Origin of the sequence: Saccharopolyspora cebuensis (assembly GCF_039542665.1) — a bacterium.
In the GTDB taxonomy this organism is placed as follows: Bacteria; Actinomycetota; Actinomycetes; order Mycobacteriales; family Pseudonocardiaceae; genus Saccharopolyspora; species Saccharopolyspora cebuensis.
Map to the genome: position 1 here is coordinate 797,790 of NZ_BAABII010000003.1, position 20,660 is coordinate 818,449.

14 protein-coding genes are annotated in these 20,660 nt (G+C 71.6%); 11 read left to right on the plus strand and 3 right to left on the minus strand.

Features of this window, described 5'->3' with window-relative positions; genetic code table 11:
* Window positions 1-76: 76 nt before the first annotated feature.
* Both manA and ABD976_RS06460 read left to right on the plus strand, forming a co-directional pair.
* Window positions 77-1,339: a mannose-6-phosphate isomerase, class I gene (gene manA, locus ABD976_RS06455; protein WP_345358618.1), complete on the plus strand. Its 1,263-nt coding sequence runs from the start codon at window positions 77-79 to the stop codon at window positions 1,337-1,339.
* 455 nt (window positions 1,340-1,794) lie between these two features.
* A complete protein-coding gene (locus ABD976_RS06460) occupies window positions 1,795-3,318 on the plus strand; it encodes an amino acid permease (protein ID WP_345358621.1) in 1,524 nt (507 codons plus the stop codon).
* A gap of 535 nt (window positions 3,319-3,853) precedes the next feature.
* Here the strand turns inward: ABD976_RS06460 and ABD976_RS06465 are convergent.
* Complete coding sequence (locus ABD976_RS06465; RefSeq protein ID WP_345358624.1) at window positions 3,854-6,478, minus strand: hypothetical protein; 2,625 nt, start codon at window positions 6,476-6,478, stop codon at window positions 3,854-3,856.
* 292 nt (window positions 6,479-6,770) lie between these two features.
* On the opposite strand from ABD976_RS06465, the gene ahcY reads away from it, so the two are divergent.
* Window positions 6,771-8,228: an adenosylhomocysteinase gene (gene ahcY / locus ABD976_RS06470; RefSeq protein WP_345358627.1), complete on the plus strand. Its 1,458-nt coding sequence runs from the start codon at window positions 6,771-6,773 to the stop codon at window positions 8,226-8,228.
* A gap of 6 nt (window positions 8,229-8,234) precedes the next feature.
* Here the strand turns inward: ahcY and ABD976_RS06475 are convergent, their stop codons facing one another.
* Entirely contained in the window at window positions 8,235-8,708 is a 474-nt protein-coding gene (locus ABD976_RS06475) for an OsmC family protein (RefSeq protein WP_345358635.1), read from the minus strand.
* A 140-nt stretch (window positions 8,709-8,848) separates the two neighbouring features.
* On the opposite strand from ABD976_RS06475, the gene ABD976_RS06480 reads away from it, so the two are divergent.
* The 7 genes from ABD976_RS06480 (at window position 8,849) to secA (ending at window position 19,273) form a co-directional block, all read left to right on the plus strand.
* Window positions 8,849-9,514: a dTMP kinase gene (locus tag ABD976_RS06480; protein WP_345358639.1), complete on the plus strand. Its 666-nt coding sequence runs from the start codon at window positions 8,849-8,851 to the stop codon at window positions 9,512-9,514.
* Window positions 9,515-9,658: 144 nt separating this feature from the next.
* On the plus strand, window positions 9,659-10,336 hold the full coding sequence (gene mtrA, locus ABD976_RS06485) for an MtrAB system response regulator MtrA (RefSeq protein WP_345358642.1): 678 nt from the start codon (window positions 9,659-9,661) through the stop codon (window positions 10,334-10,336).
* A gap of 40 nt (window positions 10,337-10,376) precedes the next feature.
* Window positions 10,377-12,110: an MtrAB system histidine kinase MtrB gene (gene mtrB, locus ABD976_RS06490; protein ID WP_345358645.1), complete on the plus strand. Its 1,734-nt coding sequence runs from the start codon at window positions 10,377-10,379 to the stop codon at window positions 12,108-12,110.
* Window positions 12,107-13,831, plus strand: coding sequence for an LpqB family beta-propeller domain-containing protein (locus ABD976_RS06495; protein ID WP_345358648.1), 1,725 nt, complete (start codon window positions 12,107-12,109; stop codon window positions 13,829-13,831). Before mtrB ends, ABD976_RS06495 begins: the two co-directional genes overlap by 4 nt.
* 558 nt (window positions 13,832-14,389) lie before the next feature.
* The gene (locus ABD976_RS06500) at window positions 14,390-15,076 is read left to right on the plus strand and encodes a ComF family protein (RefSeq protein ID WP_345358650.1); all 687 of its coding nucleotides are present in this window, start codon (window positions 14,390-14,392) and stop codon (window positions 15,074-15,076) included.
* Window positions 15,077-15,491: 415 nt separating this feature from the next.
* Window positions 15,492-16,157, plus strand: coding sequence for a ribosome hibernation-promoting factor, HPF/YfiA family (gene hpf / locus ABD976_RS06505; RefSeq protein ID WP_345358652.1), 666 nt, complete (start codon window positions 15,492-15,494; stop codon window positions 16,155-16,157).
* 176 nt (window positions 16,158-16,333) lie between these two features.
* The gene (gene secA, locus ABD976_RS06510; RefSeq protein WP_345358655.1) at window positions 16,334-19,273 is read left to right on the plus strand and encodes a preprotein translocase subunit SecA; all 2,940 of its coding nucleotides are present in this window, start codon (window positions 16,334-16,336) and stop codon (window positions 19,271-19,273) included.
* A 20-nt stretch (window positions 19,274-19,293) separates the two neighbouring features.
* Here secA and ABD976_RS06515 read toward each other — a convergent pair whose 3' ends face one another.
* Window positions 19,294-19,653 carry an Rv3235 family protein gene (locus ABD976_RS06515; RefSeq protein ID WP_345358658.1) on the minus strand — a complete coding sequence of 120 codons (360 nt, stop codon included), beginning with the start codon at window positions 19,651-19,653 and terminating at the stop codon, window positions 19,294-19,296.
* 111 nt (window positions 19,654-19,764) lie between these two features.
* Between ABD976_RS06515 and ABD976_RS06520 the strand changes: the two genes are divergently transcribed.
* On the plus strand, window positions 19,765-20,166 hold the full coding sequence (locus ABD976_RS06520; protein WP_345358661.1) for an HAD-IA family hydrolase: 402 nt from the start codon (window positions 19,765-19,767) through the stop codon (window positions 20,164-20,166).
* Window positions 20,167-20,660: the final 494 nt, after the last annotated feature.

The following is a 20,660-nucleotide window of genomic DNA, read 5'->3' on the forward strand; positions in this document are numbered from 1 at the left end:
CGGACCGGTGTGCTGTCCCCGGTAGGTGGTCCGCCGAGCGCCCGGGCACCGGGCACGACGAGGAAGCGAGACGACTGTGGAGTTACTGCGAAACGCGGTGCGCCCCTACGCGTGGGGTTCGCGCACCGCGATCGCGGACCTGCTCGGCCGACCCGTTCCCACGCCCCATCCGGAGGCCGAGCTGTGGATGGGGGCGCATCCCGGCGATCCCTCGCGGGTGGTCCGCGGCGACGGGTCCGAGGTCACCCTGCTGTCCCTGCTCGACGACGAGCCGGACCGCCACCTCGGCCCGGACTGCCTGGACCGCTGGGGCGGGCGGCTGCCGTTCCTGCTCAAGGTGCTGGCGGCCGACGAGCCGCTGAGCCTGCAGGCGCACCCGTCGGCGGAGCAGGCGGCGGAGGGGTTCGCCCGGGAGGAGGCGACCGGGATCCCGCGCAGCGCCTCGAACCGCAACTACCCCGACCCGACCGCGAAGCCGGAGCTGATCTGCGCGCTGACCGAGTTCCACGCGCTGGCCGGGTTCCGCGACGCGCAGCGCACCGTCCGGCTGCTCGACGACCTCGACGTGCCGCGGCTGCGCCCGCACCGGGACCTGCTCGCCGGCCAGCCGGACGCCGACGGCCTGCGCGCCCTGTTCACCACCTGGATCACGCTGCCCGAGCACTACCTGCGCGAGCTGATGCCGGAGCTGCTCGACGCCTGCGTCCGGCACGTCCGGGAACGCGGCGAGTTCGCGCTGGAGTGCCGCACCGCGCTGGAGCTCGGCGAGGCGTACCCGAACGACGCGGGCGTGCTGGCGAGCCTGCTGCTCAACCGGCTGGTGCTGCAGCCGGGCGAGGCGATCTTCCTGCCCGCCGGGAACCTGCACGCCTACCTGCACGGCACCGGCATCGAGATCCTGGCCAACTCGGACAACATCCTGCGCTGCGGGCTGACGCCCAAGCACGTGGACGTCCCGGAGCTGCTGCGGGTGCTGGACTTCGCGTGCGGCGACATGCGCGTGCTCAAGGGCGAGTCGCTGGACGCCAACCTGACCGTCTACCCCACGCCCGCGGAGGAGTTCGAGCTGTCCCGGTTGGACTGGTCGCCCGCCGAGCGGCGGCCGGTGCACCTGGACTCCGGCGGTCCGCAGATACTGCTGTGCACCAAGGGCAGCGTCCGGCTGACCGGCGGTGGTGCGGTCCCGCGCGAGCTGGACCTGGTGCGGGGCCAGTCGGTGTGGCTGGCCGCGCACGACCCGGCGGTCGAGCTGCGCCCCCTGGAACTCGACGCCGACGGGGCCGCGCAGGTCTTCCGGGCGGCTCCCGGGCCGACCGATTCCCACGTGCTGGAACGGTGAGACCAAGAACGCTCGACCGCGCCCGCCCGAAGGCGTTCGCGCAGTTCAGCGCGGGTTCGCACCGGAGCGTTCGCGGGCGGGTGGCGCGGCGCACCGCCCTCGCGGGCTGCGCGCGGTGATCGCGGCGGTGCGGTTCGTCGACCTCGGCACCCGGTGCGGCGCCCCGGTGCGCGGACCCGGCCGGTGACCGGCGCGGTCGGCCAGTACCTTGGGCGCGACGTCAGAGCCGATCTCCGCCGCCTGTTCGCGGCGGCGGTCGGGGTGCGCGCGGCCGTGCCTGCTGCGAGGCTTCTCGCACGCCGGTGCGGTGCGGGCGGTGCTGCTGGGCGGAGCGGTGTTCGCTGAATCACAAGCCGTTAACGAATCGCGTGCTTGCTTCAGGTTCACTCGTTCCGGTTGCGAGACTGCGGCGCTAAGGTGCGACCCACCACATGGGATGGAAGAGGGAGGCGACAGTGCCAGGTAATGGGCTGTGGCGAACCAAGTCGGTTGAGCAATCGATCTTGGAGACCGACGAACCGGGCAGCAAGCTGAGGAAGAACCTCGGTACCTGGGACCTCATCGTCTTCGGCGTGTCGGTCGTGATCGGCGCGGGGATCTTCACCCTCGCCGCGCGGACGGCGGGCGACGTCACCGGACCGTCGGTCTCGCTGGCCTTCGTCATCGCGGCGATCGCCTGCGGTCTGGCGGCGGTCTGCTACGCCGAGTTCGCCTCCACCGTCCCGGTCGCGGGCAGCGCGTACACCTACTCGTACGCCACCTTCGGCGAGTTCATCGCGTGGATCATCGGCTGGGACCTGATCCTGGAGTTCGCCGTCGCCGCCGCGGCGGTCAGCAAGGGCTGGTCGGCCTACCTGCAGCAGGTGCTGGAGATCTTCGGCCTCGGCCTGCCCACCTCGGTCGCCCTCGGGCCGCTCGAATTCGACTGGGGCGCGGTGCTGCTGGTCGCCGTGCTGACCACGCTGCTGGCGCTGGGCACCAAGCTCTCCGCCCGGTTCAGCCTGGTGATCACCACGCTCAAGGTCGCCGTGGTGCTGCTGGTGATCGTGGTCGGCGCCTTCTTCATCAAGGCCGCCAACTACACCCCGTTCATCCCGCCGGCCCAGCCGTCCCAGGAGGGCGGCGCGGCCATCGACCAGTCGCTGCTCTCGCTCCTGCTCGGCGGTGAGACCAGCAACTTCGGCGTGTTCGGCCTGCTGGCCGGTGCCTCGCTGGTCTTCTTCGCGTTCATCGGTTTCGACGTGGTGGCCACCACCGCCGAGGAGACCCGCAACCCGCAGCGCGACGCGCCGCGCGGCATCCTCGGCTCGCTGGTCATCGTCACCGTGCTGTACGTGGCGGTCGCGCTGGTGCTGACCGGCATGTCGCACTACACCGACCTCGCCACCACCGAGGACGGCACCCAGGCCACGCTGGCCACCGCCTTCCAGCTCAACGGCATCACCTGGGCGGCGACGATCATCGCCATCGGCGCGCTGCTCGGCCTGACCACGGTGGTCATGGTCATGCTGCTCGGCCAGATCCGGGTGCTGTTCGCGATGTCCCGCGACGGGCTCATCCCGCGCGGGCTGGCCAAGACCAGCGACAAGCACGGCACGCCGGTGCGCGCCACCGTGCTGGTCGGCGTGGTCGTCTTCCTGGCCGCCGGTTTCTTCCCGGCCGAGCGGCTGGAGGAGATGGTCAACGTCGGGACGCTGTTCGCGTTCGTGCTGGTCTCGGCCGGGGTGATCGTGCTCCGCAAGACCCGGCCGGACCTGCCGCGCGGCTTCCGGGCGCCGCTGGTGCCGCTGGTGCCGATCCTGGCGATCATCGCCTGCATCTGGCTGATGCTGAACCTGACCGCCCTGACCTGGGTCCGGTTCCTGGTCTGGATGGCCGCCGGTGTGGTCATCTACTTCCTCTACGGGCGCAGCCACTCGCGGCTGGGCCGGGGCGAGTTCGACCTGCCGCCCTCGTCCTCGCCGAAGGACCAGGGCTGACCGTCTGACCGCGCGTCGGAGGGCGCCGTCCCGCTGGGGCGGCGCCCTCCGACGTTTCCGGAGCCCGGACGTGGATTCGAACTGATGTTCACACCGTCGAGCGATGACTTCCCGCCGGGAACGGCGGAACATCGAGGATGTGCGACGACGAGCAGTGCGAATCCCGTTCCCCGCCCCGGTTCCTGGTGTCCGCCCTATGCCGGTGCGCGCCGCGGTGGCGGCTCCTCCACCCGGAGCCCGGGCCGGTGCCGGTCCGGGCGGGTGCCTCGGTGCGGAGGTGGTGGTCCGGCCACCGGTCCCGCGCGCGGTGCCGTGGTGGTCGGTGCCGTGGTGGTCGGTGGCGCGGCGGATGCGGTGCCGACCCGGCACCGGTGGTGATCCGCCGCGGGCGTCCCCACCTCCGGGGCGGCTGCCGTCCCGGAGGTGGGGACGCCGGGGAGTTCCGGACGTGTCGGGCGATCAGCGGCCGCTCCGAGCGTCCGGGGTGCGACCGCCGTGGCCGCGCTCCGCCCCGCGCCGGTCCGGCGGGGTGCGGTCAGCGCTCGGAGGGCCGCAGCGACAGGCCGCGCTCCCACGGGGCGGTGCGCGCCCGGGGTTCGGTGATCTCGGGCAGGACCGCCGGTTCCGGTCGTTCGGGCGGTCCGTCGGGCTCGCGCGCGGTCTCCTCCTCGGGGACGGCGTCGACCTCGTCCAGCGGGATCGCACCGTTCCCGGCCACCCGGTCGGTGACCACCTCGGCACCGTCGCGGGACGCCGCGCCCACGGGCGTCGGCGGTTCGTCGTCCCCGGCGCTCACCGGGGCTCCAGCGGAGTCCGCCGCCGGAGCCACGCCCCGGCCACCGGGCTGGTGCTGGAGCGGCAGCGACGCGCCGCGCGCCGGGCTCTCCAACCCGGCGGCCATCGCGACCGCGCGGTCCCACTCGGGGTCGCCGGTGTAGTCGCTGTGCCCCAGCACGCCCGGCACCCAGCGGCGGCAGGCGAACGGCCCGCGCTGCGGGTCCGGGAGCCAGTGGTCGCCGCCGAGGACCAGCGCACCGGTCGGTCCCCGGGTGGCGGGCGGCAGCGGTCCTTCGGAACCCTCGCGGAAGCCCACGCCGATCAGCGTGCCGCCGTAGACCTGCCGGTTCCAGGTGCTGACCGCGCCGCCGATGGGATCGGTGCCCCGGCACAGCGCGCGCCAGCGACCTTCCAGCGATCCGGCGAGGTCGCGCAGCGCGTAGTGCGGCACCACGCCGGGGAACGCCCGGGGGTAGGCCCACTGCAACTGCGACCCCGCGGTGACCAGCCCGACCCGCTCGCGGTCCTGCTCCGGCAGGGTCTCCAGCAGCCGGGCGGTGGTCACGGCGGCGAGCAGGCTGCCCTGGCTGTGGCCGACGAGCACCACCCGCGTGTTCGGGTCGGCCAGGTGCTCGGTGGCGCGGGCCGCGAGCTCCGGGATCACCTTCATCGCGTAGCACGGCGGCACCACGGGGTGCGCTTCGCGCGGCCAGAACAGCACCAGGTCGCAGAGCACGCCCAGGTACCGCCCCGCGTCCGGCTTGACCGCGGCCAGGTACACCATCCGCAGCAGCCCGACGGCCAGCGCCGCCAGCGCGAGGACGCCCAGGCCCACCAGCCAGTCGGCGAACGGCCAGCGGGGCAGCCCGAAGGTCTTGGCCGCCAGCGTCACCGCGGTGCTGCCGACCAGCACCCCGCTGATCACCAGCAGCACCCGGTGCAGGTTCCGGCGTTGCAGACCGGCCCACTTCCACGCGCTCGCGGCGGACCGCTGGTCCTCCTTGCGGCCCGCGTGCAGCAGCGCGACCTCCTCCGGGATCTCCTCCGGACCGGCCCGCCACCGGCGGATCAGCAGCCACGGCCCGCCGAGCGCGGCGGCGAGCACCGCCAGCACCGCGCCGGTCCCCCAGAACAGCGTCACGTCGTCGTAGGTCGCGGGCAGCACCAGCGCCGGGTCGAGCGCCTGCCGGACGGTGAACGCCAGGCCCGCGCCGAAACCGTTGCCCAGCAGGCACGCGATCATCAGCACCGGGGCGCCCATCCAGCCGCCCGCCCACGGGCGCAGGTCGGCGGGCAGGTCCTGCCAGGTCGGTCGCGCCAACGCGGCCGCGGGCAGCAGCAGGACCGCGATCGCCACGCAGCTCAGCACCATCGCGGCGGTGATCGACCCGGTGACGGCGCCGGAACCGGGCAGCGGACCGGACAGCGGCCCGGGCAGCACCGCCACCGACAGCACCAGCACGGCACCGGTGGTCAGCAGCACGCGGCGCGGCACCCGGCTCAGCGCGGTGCGCAGCGCCCGCCCGCCGCTCTCGGTCATCCCGGTGGGGTCGTCCAGGGCGCCGCAGCCCACCGCGCACCCGACCAGCAGCAGGACGGCGACCAGCCAGCGCGGGTCCGCGCTCGGGGCGAACGGTCCGCCGAGGGCCACCAGCGCCATCGCGGCCAGCGCCGCGGTGGTGTGCAGGACCCGCAGCGCGGCGGTGTCCGGGTCGGTGACGACGTTGGCGCCCGGCAGCATCGGCGCCCGGGCGGAGTGCTGCGCGGTCCCGCCGCGTCCCGTGGTGACCCGCCACGAGGTCCGGGACAGCCGGTGCATGAGCAGCACCACCAGGCCCACCGGCAGCAGGCCGAGGAACGCGCGCAGCTGGTCGACCTCGCGGAACGCGTCCGGCACCCAGCTCTGGCAGGTCCCGCCGGGGCGCAGGCACTGCGCCGCGACCAGGTCCAGCAGCACCACGGTGAGCTGGCTGACGAACAGCGTGGTCAGCAGCAGCGCGGAGAGCCGGAACAACGCCCGCAGGACGGCGCTGAGCAGCCCGCTCACCCGGTGACCGGGTCGGGCGGGCGGCAGCATCCAGTGCGCGACGTTGGCCAGGGCGAAGGGGAACAGCAGCGCCCAGGACGCCTTCGACAGGCCGCCGGAGGTCATGCCGCCCCAGACGTAGCCCTCGACGATCCGGGGGACGGAGCGGTCGCCGGCCGAGAGCATCGGGCCGGGGACCGGGCGCAGCAGCCGGTCGGCGGGGCGCACGATCCGGCCGACCCCGTCACCGGCCACGTCCACCGAGGCGACCGACTCGGTCAGCTCGTCGGGCGTGGTGCCGAGGATGCCGTGCACCCGCAGCTCGACCACTCGGGTGTCGGGCCCGGGTAGTGGCACTGGTCCTCCAGGGTCGCGGTGGGCGGGTCGTCGGCGGGCTCGCCGGTCGACGCGGCGCCGGACGGCCGTGTCGATCTTGCAATTGTCCTCCGACGTCCCGGGCGAAGCGAGTGCTCCCCTCCGATTGTGATCGTCCGACGACCCGCTGTCCGGGATTTCGGCGGAGTCGCCCTCGGCCGCGTCATCGCACCGCGAAGGCGAACGGTCACTCCCGGTAGTATCCGGTGCGGCCCGCGCCCCCACCACCAGCCGTCCCCCGTCCGTCCTTCCCGAGGCTGCGAGGAGTCCCCAGATGAGTTCCGATCGACCGAGCGGCGGTGGCGGTTTCGCCATCGCCGATCCGGAGCTGGCCGACGAAGGCCGCCACCAGATCCGGCTCGCCGAGCAGGAGATGCCGGGCCTGATGACGCTGCGGCGCGAGTACGCCGAGGTGTTCCCGCTGCGCGGAGCGCGGATCACGGGCTCGCTGCACATGACGGTGCAGACCGCCGTGCTGATCGAGACGCTGGTCGCGCTGGGCGCCGAGGTCCGCTGGGCCTCCTGCAACATCTTCTCCACCGACGACGCGGCCGCCGCCGCGGCCGTGGTCGGCCCGCACGGCACGCCGGACGCGCCGCGCGGTGTCCCGGTCTTCGCCTGGAAGGGCGAGACGCTGGAGGAGTACTGGTGGTGCACCGAGCAGGCGCTGACCTGGCCGGAGCAGCCGGGGCCGACGATGATCCTCGACGACGGCGGCGACGCCACCCTGCTGGTCCACAAGGGAGTCCAGTACGAGCGCGCCGGGGTCGTGCCCCACCCGGCGGACGACGATCCGGACGAGTTCAAGGTGGTGCTGGCGACCTTGCGCGCCTCGCTGGCCGCCGACCCGGCGAAGTGGACCCGGGCCGCGGAGAGCGTCCTCGGCGTGTCCGAGGAGACCACCACCGGCGTGAACCGGCTCTACCAGCTCGCCGCGCAGGGCGAACTGCTGTTCCCCGCGATCAACGTCAACGACTCGGTGACCAAGTCCAAGTTCGACAACAAGTACGGCATCCGGCATTCGCTGGTGGACGGCATCAACCGGGCCACCGACGTGCTCATCGGCGGCAAGGTGGCCGTGATCTGCGGCTACGGCGACGTCGGCAAGGGCTCGGCCGAGGCGCTGCGCGGCCAGGGCGCGCGGGTGGTCATCACCGAGATCGACCCGATCTGCGCGCTGCAGGCCCAGCTCGACGGCTACCAGGTCGCCAGGCTCGACAGCGTCCTCGGCCAGGCCGACATCGTGATCACCACGACCGGCAACCGGGACATCATCACCCTCGACCACATGCGCCGGATGAAGCACCGGGCGATCGTCGGCAACGTGGGCCACTTCGACAACGAGATCGAGATGGCCGCGCTGCAGCGGATGCCCGACGTCCAGCGGGTGCGGATCAAACCGCAGGTCGACGAGTGGGTGTTCCCGGACGGCAAGTCCGTCATCGTGCTCTCCGAGGGCCGGCTGCTGAACCTGGGCAACGCCACCGGGCACCCGAGCTTCGTGATGTCGAGCTCCTTCGCCAACCAGACCATCGCCCAGGTCGAGCTGTTCACCAAGCACCAGGAGTACGACAACGAGGTCTACCGGCTGCCGAAGGTGCTCGACGAGAAGGTCGCCCGCATCCACGTCGAAGCCCTCGGCGGGGAGCTGACCAAGCTCTCCAAGGACCAGGCCGAGTACATCGACGTCGACGTGGAGGGGCCCTTCAAGCCGGAGCACTACCGGTACTGACCCCGGTCAGCCGACGCGGACCTCCGGCTCGTGGCGCACCGGGAAGTTCACCGAGTTCGCGATGAAGCACTTGCGGTGCGCCTGCTCGTGCAGCTCCTCGGCGCGCGGCACCATCGCGGCCTCGGCGACCACGACCCGGGGCCGGAGCACGACCTCGGTGAACCGCCCGCCGCCGTCGCGCTGCTCGGCCATCGTGCCGACCGGCTCGTCCCGGTAGGCGGTGACCACCACGCCGGAGGCCGCGCAGAGCCCGAGGTACCACAGCAGGTGGCATTCGGAGAGCGCGGCGAGCAGGAACTCCTCCGGGTTGTGCAGCCCGGGGTCGCCCCGGAACGCCGGGTCGGCCGAGGCGGTGAGCGGGGGCTTGCCCGCGACGTCGACGACGTGCTCCCGGCTGTAGGCGGTGTAGGAGGACGTCCCGGTCCCGGTGTTGCCGGTCCAGGTCACGGACGCCCGGTAGGTGTGGGTCTGCGCGCTCATGCGGACCTCGTCTCGGGTAGCGGCGGTGGCGGGCTCCCGGCGGAGCCGTCGAGCTGATGTCTAGCGGACCGGCCCGGTCCGGCGGAAGCCGTTTCCGGCCGCGCGCCGCGCCGCCACCGCGCTCGGCTACCGTCGTCGCCGTGGGCCGACTCATCGTGATCGAGGGACTGGACGGCGCGGGCAAGCGGACGCTCGCCGACGGCATCCTCGCCGAGCTGCGCCGCCGCGGCCGCTCGGCGACCCGCACCGCGTTCCCGCGCTACGCCGAGGACGTGCACGCCGAACTCGTCGCCGAGGCGTTGCGCGGCGGCCACGGCGACCTCGGCTCCTCGGTGCACGGCATGGCGGTGCTCTACGCCCTCGACCGGCGCGGTGCGGCCGACGAGCTGCGCGCCGCGCTCGACGCCCACGACGTCGTGCTGCTCGACCGCTACGTGGCCTCCAACGCCGCCTACGGCGCCGCCCGCCTGCACCAGGACGCGACCGGGCGGTTCGTGCGGTGGGTGGCGGAGCTGGAGATCGAACGCTTCGGGCTGCCCCGGCCGGACCGGCAGCTCCTGCTGCGGGTGCCGACCGAGGTCGCCGCCGAACGCGCCCGGCACCGGGAGCGGACCGAAGCCGACCGGGCGCGGGACAGCTTCGAGTCCGACGACGGGCTCCAGCGCCGGTGCGGCGAGGTCTACGCGCAGCTCGCCGCGGCGGACTGGTGGTCGCCGTGGACGGTCGTGGACGGCGTCGCCGACGTCGACTTCGGCGCCCTGGTGGACCTGCTGGACTCCGACCGCGACGCACCTCACGTCGGCTGAAGCCGCCGGTCACCGATCCGGTGCCGGACCCCTGCTCCGTTCAGCGGTATGCAGGGCGCGGGACCGGTGCCCGCGCGGCGACCAGGGACGACCAGCAGCGGGTGGATGTTCGCGGAGTCGGTGACAAGTGCAACCATGGTGGACATGAAGGCGCGCGTGCTCGTGGTGGACGACGATCCGGCCCTGGCCGAAATGCTGACCATCGTGCTCCGGGGCGAGGGCTTCGAGACCGCTGTCGTCAGCGACGGCACCAAGGCGATGCCCGCGCTGCGGGAGCTCAAGCCGGACCTGGTCCTGCTGGACCTGATGCTGCCCGGGATGAACGGCATCGACGTCTGCAAGGCCATCCGCACCGAGTCCGTCGTGCCGATCGTGATGCTGACGGCCAAGAGCGACACCGTCGACGTGGTGCTCGGGCTCGAATCCGGTGCCGACGACTACATCGTCAAGCCGTTCAAGCCGAAGGAGCTGGTGGCCCGGCTGCGCGCCCGGCTGCGCCGCACCGACGCCGAGCCCGCCGAGGTCCTCGCGATCGGTGACGTCACCATCGACGTGCCCGGCCACGAGGTCACCCGCGAGGGCCAGCCGATCGCGCTGACCCCGCTGGAGTTCGACCTGCTGGTCGCGCTGGCGCGCAAGCCCCGCCAGGTGTTCACCCGCGAGGTGCTGCTGGAACAGGTCTGGGGCTACCGGCACGCCGCGGACACCCGCCTGGTCAACGTCCACGTGCAGCGGCTGCGCTCGAAGGTCGAGCGCGACCCGGAGAGCCCCGAGGTGGTGCTGACCGTCCGCGGCGTGGGGTACAAGGCAGGCCCACCGTGATGAGCCGTCGCCCCGCGGCGTGCTCGGCGGGGCGGCGGCGATGAGCGCCTGGGGGTACCGCGGGGGCCGGGTGCGCTGGTCGCTGCGCCGCGGTCGCGAGGAGATCCGGAACCGGTGGCACCGGTTCGAGTCGATCTGGCGCCGCTCCATGCAGCTGCGCGTGGTGGTCAGCACCCTGGCGCTGTCGACGGCCGTGGTTCTGGTGCTGGGCATGGTGCTGCAGACCGAGATCACCACGCAGCTCCTGTCCGCCAAGGAGCAGGCCGCGGTCACCCAGGTCGAGGTCAGCAAGCAGACCCTGGAGCAGGAGCTCACCGCGGTCGACCCGAACGCCGAGGGCGTCTCCGACCAGCTCGAAGCCGCCCTCAACCGGTTGACCACGTCGACGTCGGAGGACAGCGCCGACGCCGCCGCCGGGGCGTTCCACCCGGTGCTGGTCGACGGGGAGGCCCCCGGGGACCCGCGGTTCGAGCCCTCCGCCGGTCCGATCGGGTACGTGCCCGGGGACCTGCGCGCGTTCGTGGAGCGCGGACAGCTCGCCACCAAGATCCACACCGTCCAGATGGACGCCGAGCCGGTCACGATGCTGACCGTCGGCATGCCGGTGAGCACCGCCACCCGGCCGTTGCAGGTCTACCTGCTGTTCCCGCTCACCGCCGAGCAGAAGACCCTCGCCGTGGTCCAGCAGACCCTGCTCGTCGTGGGCGGCGTGCTGCTGGTGCTGCTCGGCGCGATCACCAACCTGGTCACCCGGCAGGTGGTGCGCCCGGTCCGGCAGGCCGCGCAGATCGCCGAGGAACTCGCCGAGGGCGAACTCGACAAGCGGATGCGGGTGATCGGCGAGGACGACGTGGCCCGGCTCGCCGAGTCGTTCAACGAGATGGCCGACAGCCTCAAGCAGCAGATCACCCAGCTCGAGGAGTTCGGCCAGCTCCAGCGGCGCTTCACCTCCGACGTCTCGCACGAGCTGCGCACCCCGCTGACCACCGTGCGGATGGCCGCCGACGTGCTGCACGCGTCCCGCGAGCAGTTCCCGCCCGGGCTGTCCCGGTCCAGCGAACTCCTCGTCGACGAGCTCGACCGCTTCGAGCTGCTGCTCGCCGACCTGCTGGAGATCTCCCGGCTGGACGCCGGGGTGGCCGACCTCGCCGCCGAACCGCTCGACCTGTGCGAGGTGGTCCGCGACACGGTGCGGTCGTTGCGGGCCATCGCCGAATCCAGCGGTGTCGAGCTGCGCTTGGACCTGCCCGAGAAGGCGCAGACCATCCACGCCGACCACCGGCGCATCGAGCGCGTCCTGCGCAACCTCGTGGGCAACGCCATCGACCACGCCGAAGGCGGACCGGTCGAGATCCGCATCGGCGTCAACGACAAGGCCGTGGCGGTGACCGTCCGCGACTACGGGGTGGGGCTGCGGCCCGGCGAGGCCGAGCTGGTGTTCACCCGGTTCTGGCGCGCCGACCCGTCCCGCAACCGGCGCACCGGCGGGACCGGGCTCGGGCTGTCCATCAGCCTGGAGGACGCCCGCCTGCACGGCGGTGGGCTCGACGCCTGGGGCGAACCCGGCGAGGGCTCCTGCTTCCGCCTGACCCTGCCGCGCCGGCCCGGCGAGCCGTTCGACGCCAGCCCGCTGCCGATGCCCGAGACCCGGCGCATCGCCGCGCCGGGTGCCCTGCTCGCCGCGCCCGACCCCGTCCAGGAAGGCGAGCCCGGGGAGGTCCGGGACACCGGGCCCGCGCGGCTCACCGAGCAGAGCTGGGAGGACGACCGATGAGCCGACCCGTCCGGAGGGCGGCGGCGGCCGTGGCCCTGCTGCTGGTGCCGGTCACGGCGTGCGCGTCGATCCCGGAGAGCTCCGAGCCCAGGGCCGTGCGCTCGATCGACGAGGGCAACGCCACCCAGGAGCTCAAGCCGCTGCCCAAGGGCATCGACGCCCTGTCGCTGGTCCGCAGCTTCGTCGACGACAGCGCGAAACCGGCCAGCGACCACGAGGCCGCGCGTCGGCACCTCACCCCGCAGGCCGCGCAGGAGTGGTCGCCCACGCCCGGGCTGCTCATCGTCGAGGACGTCGACACCATCCCGGTGCCGCAGGACATGCCGCTGCCCGAGGGCGTGCAGCTCGTCAGCGTGCAGGGCGACAAGGTCGGCAGGCTCCAACCGGACCAGTCCTTCGTCCCCGAGTCCGGGCCGTACCGGATCGAGGTGCGGGTGGAGCGGCAGCCCGACGGCGAGTGGCGCATCGCCGAACCACCGCCGGGCCTGGTCGCCGGCCGCGCCGCCTTCGCCGAGACCTACCGCCAGCTGCCGATCTACTTCCTCAACCACGAGGGCACCGGGGTGGTCCCCGACCTGCGCTACGTCCCCGCGCTGCCGTCGAGCACCCTGCCCCGGCGGGTGATCGACCTGCTGGTCACCGGGCCGTCCGAGGCGTTCCGCGATTCCCTGCGCAGCGCGATCCCGCCCGGGGTGGTGCCCAAGACCAACACCAGCGAGTCCCCCGACGGCGCCCTGGAGGTCAACCTCAGCGACCTCGGCGACCTCACCGCCGAGCAGCGCCAGCAGATCGCCGCGCAGACCGTGTTCTCGCTGCAGAGCGTCAGCAGCGCCCGGGTGCGGCTCAAGGAGGAAGGACGACCGCTGCTCGACGAGGCGGGAGACCTGCGGCCCAGCGACGTGGCCTCCTTCGAGACCGAGCACCAGGTGCGCGCCGACCTGCCCGGGATGGCGGTCGTCAACGAGAGCCTGGTGCTCATCGACGACAGCGCGACCCCCGTGCCCGGCGCGGTCGGATCCGGTGAGTACCGCGTGCTGCAGGCCGGCCGCTCGCTCGACGGCGAATACCTCGCGGCGGTCACCCGCCGACCCGGCGGCGTGGCGCTGCGGGTCGGCGAGTACGGCGCCCAGCAGCTCGCCGAACTCGACGTCGCCGGCTCCTTCATGACCAAGCCGACCTGGCGCACCGAATCCGAGGTGTGGACCGTGGTCGACGGCAGCACCGTGGTCCGGGCCCGCAAGGACGGCGACCGCTGGGTGACCGAGCGGGTCGAGGCGCCCGAGCTCGTCGGCGCGGGCCAGATCGAGGACCTGCGGATCGCCCCGGGCGGCACCCGGCTGGCCGCGGTCGTCGACGGGCGGATCCTGGTCGCGGGCATCGGGGAGCGCGACGACCAGCTCGTCGTGCAGCACCCGACCCCGCTCGTCCCACCGGAGAACGTGGAGATCACCGGGCTGGAGTGGCGCGGCAACGACGCGCTGGTGGCCATCACCGGCAGCAGCTCCTCGCCGGTCTACGACGTCTCCGTCGACGGCTTCGAGTGGACCCGCTACACGGCCCTGAACCTGGGGCAGCGCCTCACCGGCGTGACCGTCGCCCAGGACGGGCGCGTGATCGTCGCCGACAGCGTCGGCCTGTGGCAGACCGAGGAACCCGACAACGTCTGGGCCGTGGTGCGCGTCCCCATCGGCGGCGGCTCGATCCCCTTCTTCCCCGGCTGACACACCCCAGCGCCGGTGGCAGCAGGGGAGCTTTTCCGTCACGGGTGACAGCAGGGGAACTTTGCTGTCAGCGGTGACAGGAGGGGAACCTTTCTGTCACCGGTGACAGCGGGGGAGCTTTTCTGCCACCTGTGGCAGCAGGGGAACTCTTCTGTCACCGACGACAGCAGGGGAAGCTTTCTGTCACCGATGGCAGCAGGGGAGCTTTTCTGCCACCTGTGGCAGCAGGGGAGCTTTTCTGCCACCTGTGGCAGCAGGGGAACCTTCCTGTCACCGATGACAGCAGGGGAACCTTCCTGTCAGAAGTGGGTGGTGGTACCCGCTCGGCACCGCTCGCCGGAGGCGAGGAAGTTCCTGCTCGGCAGGGAGCCGAACGATCAGAGCCCGAACGCGGGACCAGGAACGCCCGCGGCGCCGGTCGAGTCGGAGGCGCCCCGCTGGCCGGTCGCGGCGGGGCCCTGCGCGCTCCCGGTCGGGAACGTGGGCGCTCCACTGCTCGGGCAGGGTTGCCGACACGCGCGCGGTGAGTCCGACGCGGCATCGGCGCATCCTGCGGAGATGCGTGCTGATCTGCTCCGCGACGCCGCCACCGGCCTGCTCGACCTCGTGTTCCCGCTGCGCTGCGCGGGGTGCCGCCGCGGGGGCACGGCGTGGTGCCGCACGTGCGCCGGTGAGCTGGGCGGACTCCGCCGCGTCGATCGTCCGCTGTTCACCGGGGAGGTACCGGTCTACGCGTTGGGACGCTACCGGCGCGCGGCGCGCCGGGCCGTGCTCGCGTTCAAGGAGTCAGGCCAGCGACACCTGGCCGAGCCGTTGGGGCAGCAGCTCGGAACCGGCCTGCGGGCGCTCGCCGACCAGGTGGGCCTGGAGGGGCGTTGCTGCCTGGTGCCCGCACCGTCGAAGGCCATCGCGGCGCGGCGGCGTGGTGGCCCGCACGTGCTCCGACTGGCCGACCGGACGGCATCCGCCCTGGTGGTGCGGGGTTGGCAGGTGGAGGTCGCGGACTGCTTGGTGACCGATCGCTCCGCTGCGGACTCCACCGACCTCGATGCACCCGAAAGGGTGAAAAACCTGGCCGGTCGAGTGCTGGTCCGTTCGGGTCGGCTCCCGGCTTCGGGGTGGCCGGTGGTGCTGCTGGACGATGTCGTCACCACCGGCGCGACGGTGGCCGAATGCTTGCGCGTGCTCCTGGCCTCGGGGTTCGACGTCCGCGCGGCGCTGTCGTTGACCTCGACGTCCGGGTGAGATGTGCGAACGGGAACGCCGATGCGGAACTCCCGGCGGTCGGTGTTCGTTGTCCGGGTGTGCGCAGTTGAGTCGCAGCTGGATCTCCCGCTCCGCGAGCGGGAGGAGCGACATGCGCGGCGAGTGACGCCCGAACGAGTGGATTCGACCTCGATCGGACCGCACCCGTTCCGCGCTGACCGACTGCGTCCAACAGTGGCACGCGATCACTCTCCGTGGTTGCTTGACTTTTCCCCGGGCCGGGGGATGTCACGAATCGGTAAAGAGGTCTACCGTGCCACTCACTCAGCCAGCCCGGCCGAGGGAAGGAGCTTCGCACCATGTTCCTGGCGCCGGAAAGAAGCTGATCAGGCCTGGCAGACCGGCGCCGCCGTACACACCTCGCTCACGGAGCACGCAGGAACGGAGGTCGTGAATGGACATCGTCGTCAAGGGCCGCAACGTCGACGTGCCGGACCACTACAGGGAGCACGTCAACGAGAAGCTGAACCGGCTCGAGCGGTACAACAAGAAGGCCATTCGCGCAGAGGTGGAGCTGTTCCACGAGCGCAACCCGCGCCAGGCCAAGAACTGCCAGCGGGTGGAGATCACCCTGGTCGGCAAGGGTTCACCCGTGCGGGCAGAGGCGTCCGCCGGCGACTTCTACGGAGCCCTGGACGCCGCCACCAACAAGCTGGAGAACCGGCTGCGGCGGATGCACGACCGGAGGAAGGTGCACTACGGGCAGCGCAACCCCACCTCGGTCGCCCAGGCGACGGCCGAGCTGGCGGACCGGCCCGTGGTGATGGGCAACACCGCGGCGGAGGGCCGCACCGCGTTGCTCGAAGCGCCCCAGGAGGTCGAGTACGAGCTTCCGGAGCAGCGCGCGTGGGCTGATGACCAGGACTACGAGCCCGGCAGGATCGTCCGGGAGAAGGACCACTCGTCGGAACCGATGACGGTCGAACAGGCGCTCTACGAGATGGAGCTGGTCGGCCACGACTTCTACCTCTTCGCGGATGCCGAGTCGGGCCAGCCGAGCGTCGTCTACCGCAGGAAGGGGTTCGACTACGGGGTAATCCGGCTGGCCGACTCGCACTGACGGCGAGTCTGAGCCAAGTCGGACGGCACCCGTTGTCCCCCGCGTACCGTGGTGCGCGGGGGACAACCGTGCGCGGGGCCCGCACCCGTCACGGACGGTCCCGCGACCAGCTCTAATACGATGACCAGAAAGCGTCCGTGACGGGCGCGTCACGATCAGCTAGTGAGGTCGACCGGATGGTCCTGTCCCGACTGCTCCGCGCCGGCGAGGGCAAGTTGCTCAAGCGCCTGCGCGGCATCGCAGCGCACATCAATGAGCTCGAAGCAGACATCGTCGAGCTGTCCGACGACGAGCTGCGGGGCAAGACCGACGAGTTCAAGCGTCGCCACCAGGACGGCGAGGCCCTCAACAGCCTCCTGCCCGAAGCCTTCGGGGTCGCCCGGGAAGCGGCCAAGCGCACCCTCGGCCAGCGCCACTTCGACGTGCAGCTCATGGGCGGCGCCGCCCTGCACCTCGGCAACATCGCCGAGATGCGCACGGGTGAGGGCAAGACGCTCACCTGCGTGCTGCCCGCCTACCTCAACGCGATCAGCGGCAAGGGCGTGCACGTCATCACCGTGAACGACTACCTGGCCAAGCGCGATGCCGAGTGGATGGGCCGGATCCACCGGTTCCTCGGGCTCGAGGTCGGCGCGATCCTCGCGGATCTGACCCCGGAGCAGCGGCGGCAGGCGTACGCGGCGGACATCACCTACGGCACCAACAACGAGTTCGGGTTCGACTACCTGCGCGACAACATGGCGTGGAGCCTGTCCGACTGCGTGCAGCGCGGCCACAACTTCGCGGTCGTCGACGAGGTCGACTCGATCCTCATCGACGAGGCCCGGACGCCGCTGATCATCTCCGGTCCGGCCGACCAGTCCTCGCGCTGGTACCAGGAGTTCGCCCGGCTCGCCCCGATGCTCAAGCGCGAGGAGCACTACGAGGTCGACGAGCGGAAGCGGACCGTCGGCGTCACCGAGGACGGCGTCACGATCATCGAGGACCAGCTCGGCATCGACAACCTCTACGAGGCCGCGAACACGCCGCTGGTCGGTTTCCTCAACAACGCGCTGAAGGCCAAGGAGCTCTACAAGCGCGACAAGGACTACATCGTCCGCGACGGCGAAGTGCTGATCGTCGACGAGTTCACCGGCCGCATCCTGGCGGGGCGCCGCTACAACGAGGGGATGCACCAGGCGATCGAGGCCAAGGAAGGCGTCGAGATCAAGGCCGAGAACCAGACGCTGGCCACGATCACGCTGCAGAACTACTTCCGGCTCTACGACAAGCTCTCGGGCATGACCGGTACCGCCGAGACCGAGGCGGCCGAGTTCCAGGGCACCTACAAGCTCGGTGTGGTGCCGATCCCGACCAACGAGCCGATGGCCCGCGTCGACCAGCCCGACCTGGTCTACAAGGGCGAGCCGGCCAAGTTCGAGGCCGTCGCCGAGGACATCGAGGAGCGCCACCACAAGGGGCAGCCCGTGCTGGTGGGCACCACCAGCGTGGAGCGCTCCGAGTACTTGTCGAAGCTGCTGACCAAGCGCGGCATCCCGCACAACGTGCTCAACGCGAAGAACCACCAGCGCGAGGCGGCGATCATCGCCGAGGCGGGCCGCAAGGGCGCGGTGACGGTGGCCACCAACATGGCGGGCCGCGGTACCGACATCGTCCTCGGCGGCAACATCGACCACCTCGCCGATGCCGAGCTGCGCAGCCGCGGGCTCGACCCGGTGCGCAACGGCGAGCAGTACGAGGCCGAGTGGCCGGGCGTGGTCGAGAAGCTCAAGTCGCAGGTCGAGACCGAAGCCGAGCAGGTTCGCGAGGTCGGCGGCCTCTACGTGCTGGGTACCGAGCGCCACGAGTCGCGGCGCATCGACAACCAGCTCCGCGGTCGGTCCGGCCGCCAGGGCGACCCCGGCGAGTCGCGGTTCTACCTGTCGCTCGGCGATGAGCTGATGCGCAGGTTCAACGCCGCGATGGTCGAGACCGTGATGGTCCGGCTCAAGGTGCCCGACGACGTGCCGATCGAGCACAAGATGGTCACCCGCGCCATCCGCAGCGCGCAGACCCAGGTCGAGCAGCAGAACATGGAGATCCGCAAGAACGTCCTCAAGTACGACGAGGTGATGAACCAGCAGCGCACCGTCATCTACGACGAGCGCCACCGGGTTCTTGCCGGCGAGGACCTGCGGGAACAGGTCCTGCACATGCTGACCGACGTCGTCACCGAGTACGTCAACGCCGAGACCGGCGAGGGCTACGCGGAGGACTGGGACTTCGAGAAGCTGTGGAAGGCGCTCGGCTCGCTCTACCCGGTGTCCCTGAACTGGGAGGAGCTCGTCGACGACGAGGAGGACCTGAGCAAGGAGCGCCTCCTCGAACTGCTCCTGGAGGACGCCCGCAACGCGTACGACCGGCGCGAGGCCGAGGTCGACGGCAAGGTCGGTCCCGGCGCGATGCGCGAGCTGGAGCGCCGGGTCGTGCTCAGCGTCCTGGACCGCAAGTGGCGCGAGCATCTCTACGAGATGGACTACCTCAAGGAGGGCATCGGGCTGCGCGCGATGGCGCAGCGCGACCCGCTCATCGAGTACCGCCGCGAAGGCTTCGACATGTTCGGCGGGATGCTCGAAGCCCTCAAGGAGGAGTCGGTCACCTTCCTGTTCAACGCGCAGGTGGAGGCGGCCGAGCCCGAGCCCGCGCCGGAGCAGCCGTCCGTGCCGGTGTCGGTGAGCCGTGATGGCAGCGGGGTCCCTGAGGTCCCCCAGACACCGCAGGGGCAGGGCCGCGGCGGTCAGCAGGGGCAAGCCCCGCAGCGCCAGGCCCAGCAGCGCCCGGCACCGCAGCAGGCGGGGGCGCAGCCCCGTGCCAAGCGTGCTCGGACGGCCTCGGCTGGCCCGGCGCTGAGCCAGCTCGGCGGAGCGCCGCCGACCGGCGAGGGCGCCCCGGTGCCGACCGCGCTGCGCGGGACCGGCGGCCCGGACCAGCAGCGGCTGAACTACTCCGGTCCCTCGGAGACCGGGGAAGTGCAGACGAGCAGCGATGGTCCGGCCGCGCAGTCCGGGGCCAACGGCACGCGGCGCGAGCGGCGGGCCGCTGCCCGAGCAGAGCAGAAGAAGAACAAGAAGCGCTGAGACCGCTGGCGCCGTCGTGATCAGACCGGCGCCAGCAAGGTGCAGCGCCATCGGTTGTGCTCCTTTTCGACGCGGAGGACCAGGGCCCGGGCCCGGCTGAGCGATCCGACGATCACGCAGGCTTCGACCAACCGGTCGGAGACGACGCAGGCGTGGACGGAACGCAGCCGGTAACCCGGGCCCTGCTCGTGGGGAGGACGTGCTCCGTGGAGCAGCCTGCGCACCGCACCGGGCGAACAGCCCTCGATCGCCCGCCACGAGGCTTTCCCGTTCAGCACGGCGAAGATCTGCTCGCCCAGGTGGTGCGCGAGTGCGTAGGCGGTGCGCCCGGCGGCGGTGAGGTCGCGCTGCGGTTCCGCCTCGCGCATTGCGGTGGTCATCGGAAACCTCCCGTGGTCCTTGTGCTTCGCCCGGTAAAGAGGCGCCCCGGTGGCCAGTGCGGTCACCGAGAACCCGGATGCAAGCCGATCGTGTGAGCTACGGTGCGATCCGTGGAGTTCAGGGGCCTGTTGCTCGACTACGCGGGTGTGCTCGACGAGCCGGTCGGCAACGGGCACGCATCGTTGCTCGACGTGGCGGGGCGTGTCCGTGCGGTCGGGATCCGCACCGGGATCGTTTCCAACGCTCGTTCCATCGCCGATCCTGGTCTCGTCGATCGTTTCGACGCGGTGGTGCTCTCGGGCGAGGTGCGGGTCGCCAAGCCGAACCCCGAGGTCTTCCGGCTCGCGGCGCAGCGGATCGGCGTGGATCCGTCCGAGTGCGTCTTCGTCGACGATCTCCCCGCCAACGTCGCGGGCGCGGTGGAGGCCGGCATGGTCGGTGTCCGGCACCGGGGCGTCCGATCCACCATCGAGGAGCTGGAAGTCCTGTTCGGCCTCGACCTGGCGCATTGACCCCCGTTGACCTGCGGTGTTGATGTTCGCAGGGGGGTGCTGCACAGGGGGTTCGGAAGGGTGTGTAAATTAGTCCAGGCCAGAGCGGAACGGGCCGGAAAACGGACCGGGCACTGGCGAACGGGATCCCATCGGACTCGATGACCGCTTTCGGGCGGTGGTCGACGATGGCCCGGACTACTGGAAAAGGGATCGGAACTCGATTGTTCCGCAGCGGTCTTCGGTGCGAACCGGACCCCCGCGCGGAAGGGTTTCGGCCCCCTGGTAGTCTCCGAAACTACAGCAAGACTGCTTCGGATTGACAAGTTGAGATCGCGGTTCCTGATTGCGGGAAAGACCGGTACGGCCGGTTGAACCCCGGTTTGACAATCGGAAAAGCGATGCTCTAAGCTTGGAGATGCGAAGCGAACGGGAAAATGCTCCCCTCGACTGCATGCTTGGGTGTGTGGTTGTGGTGTGGGTGTGTTCTTTGAGAACTCAACAGCGAACTGTTT

Bases quoted from the DNA above. Each gene is read 5' to 3' on its own strand.
- ahcY (WP_345358627.1), top strand. From the start codon at position 6,771: ATGAGTTCCGATCGACCGAGCGGCGGTGGCGGTTTCGCCATCGCCGAT.
- ABD976_RS06475 (WP_345358635.1), bottom strand. From the start codon at position 8,708: ATGAGCGCGCAGACCCACACCTACCGGGCGTCCGTGACCTGGACCGGC.
- mtrA (WP_345358642.1), top strand. From the start codon at position 9,659: ATGAAGGCGCGCGTGCTCGTGGTGGACGACGATCCGGCCCTGGCCGAA.
- mtrB (WP_345358645.1), top strand. From the start codon at position 10,377: ATGAGCGCCTGGGGGTACCGCGGGGGCCGGGTGCGCTGGTCGCTGCGC.
- ABD976_RS06495 (WP_345358648.1), top strand. From the start codon at position 12,107: ATGAGCCGACCCGTCCGGAGGGCGGCGGCGGCCGTGGCCCTGCTGCTG.
- ABD976_RS06500 (WP_345358650.1), top strand. From the start codon at position 14,390: ATGCGTGCTGATCTGCTCCGCGACGCCGCCACCGGCCTGCTCGACCTC.
- hpf (WP_345358652.1), top strand. From the start codon at position 15,492: ATGGACATCGTCGTCAAGGGCCGCAACGTCGACGTGCCGGACCACTAC.
- secA (WP_345358655.1), top strand. From the start codon at position 16,334: ATGGTCCTGTCCCGACTGCTCCGCGCCGGCGAGGGCAAGTTGCTCAAG.
- ABD976_RS06515 (WP_345358658.1), bottom strand. From the start codon at position 19,653: ATGACCACCGCAATGCGCGAGGCGGAACCGCAGCGCGACCTCACCGCC.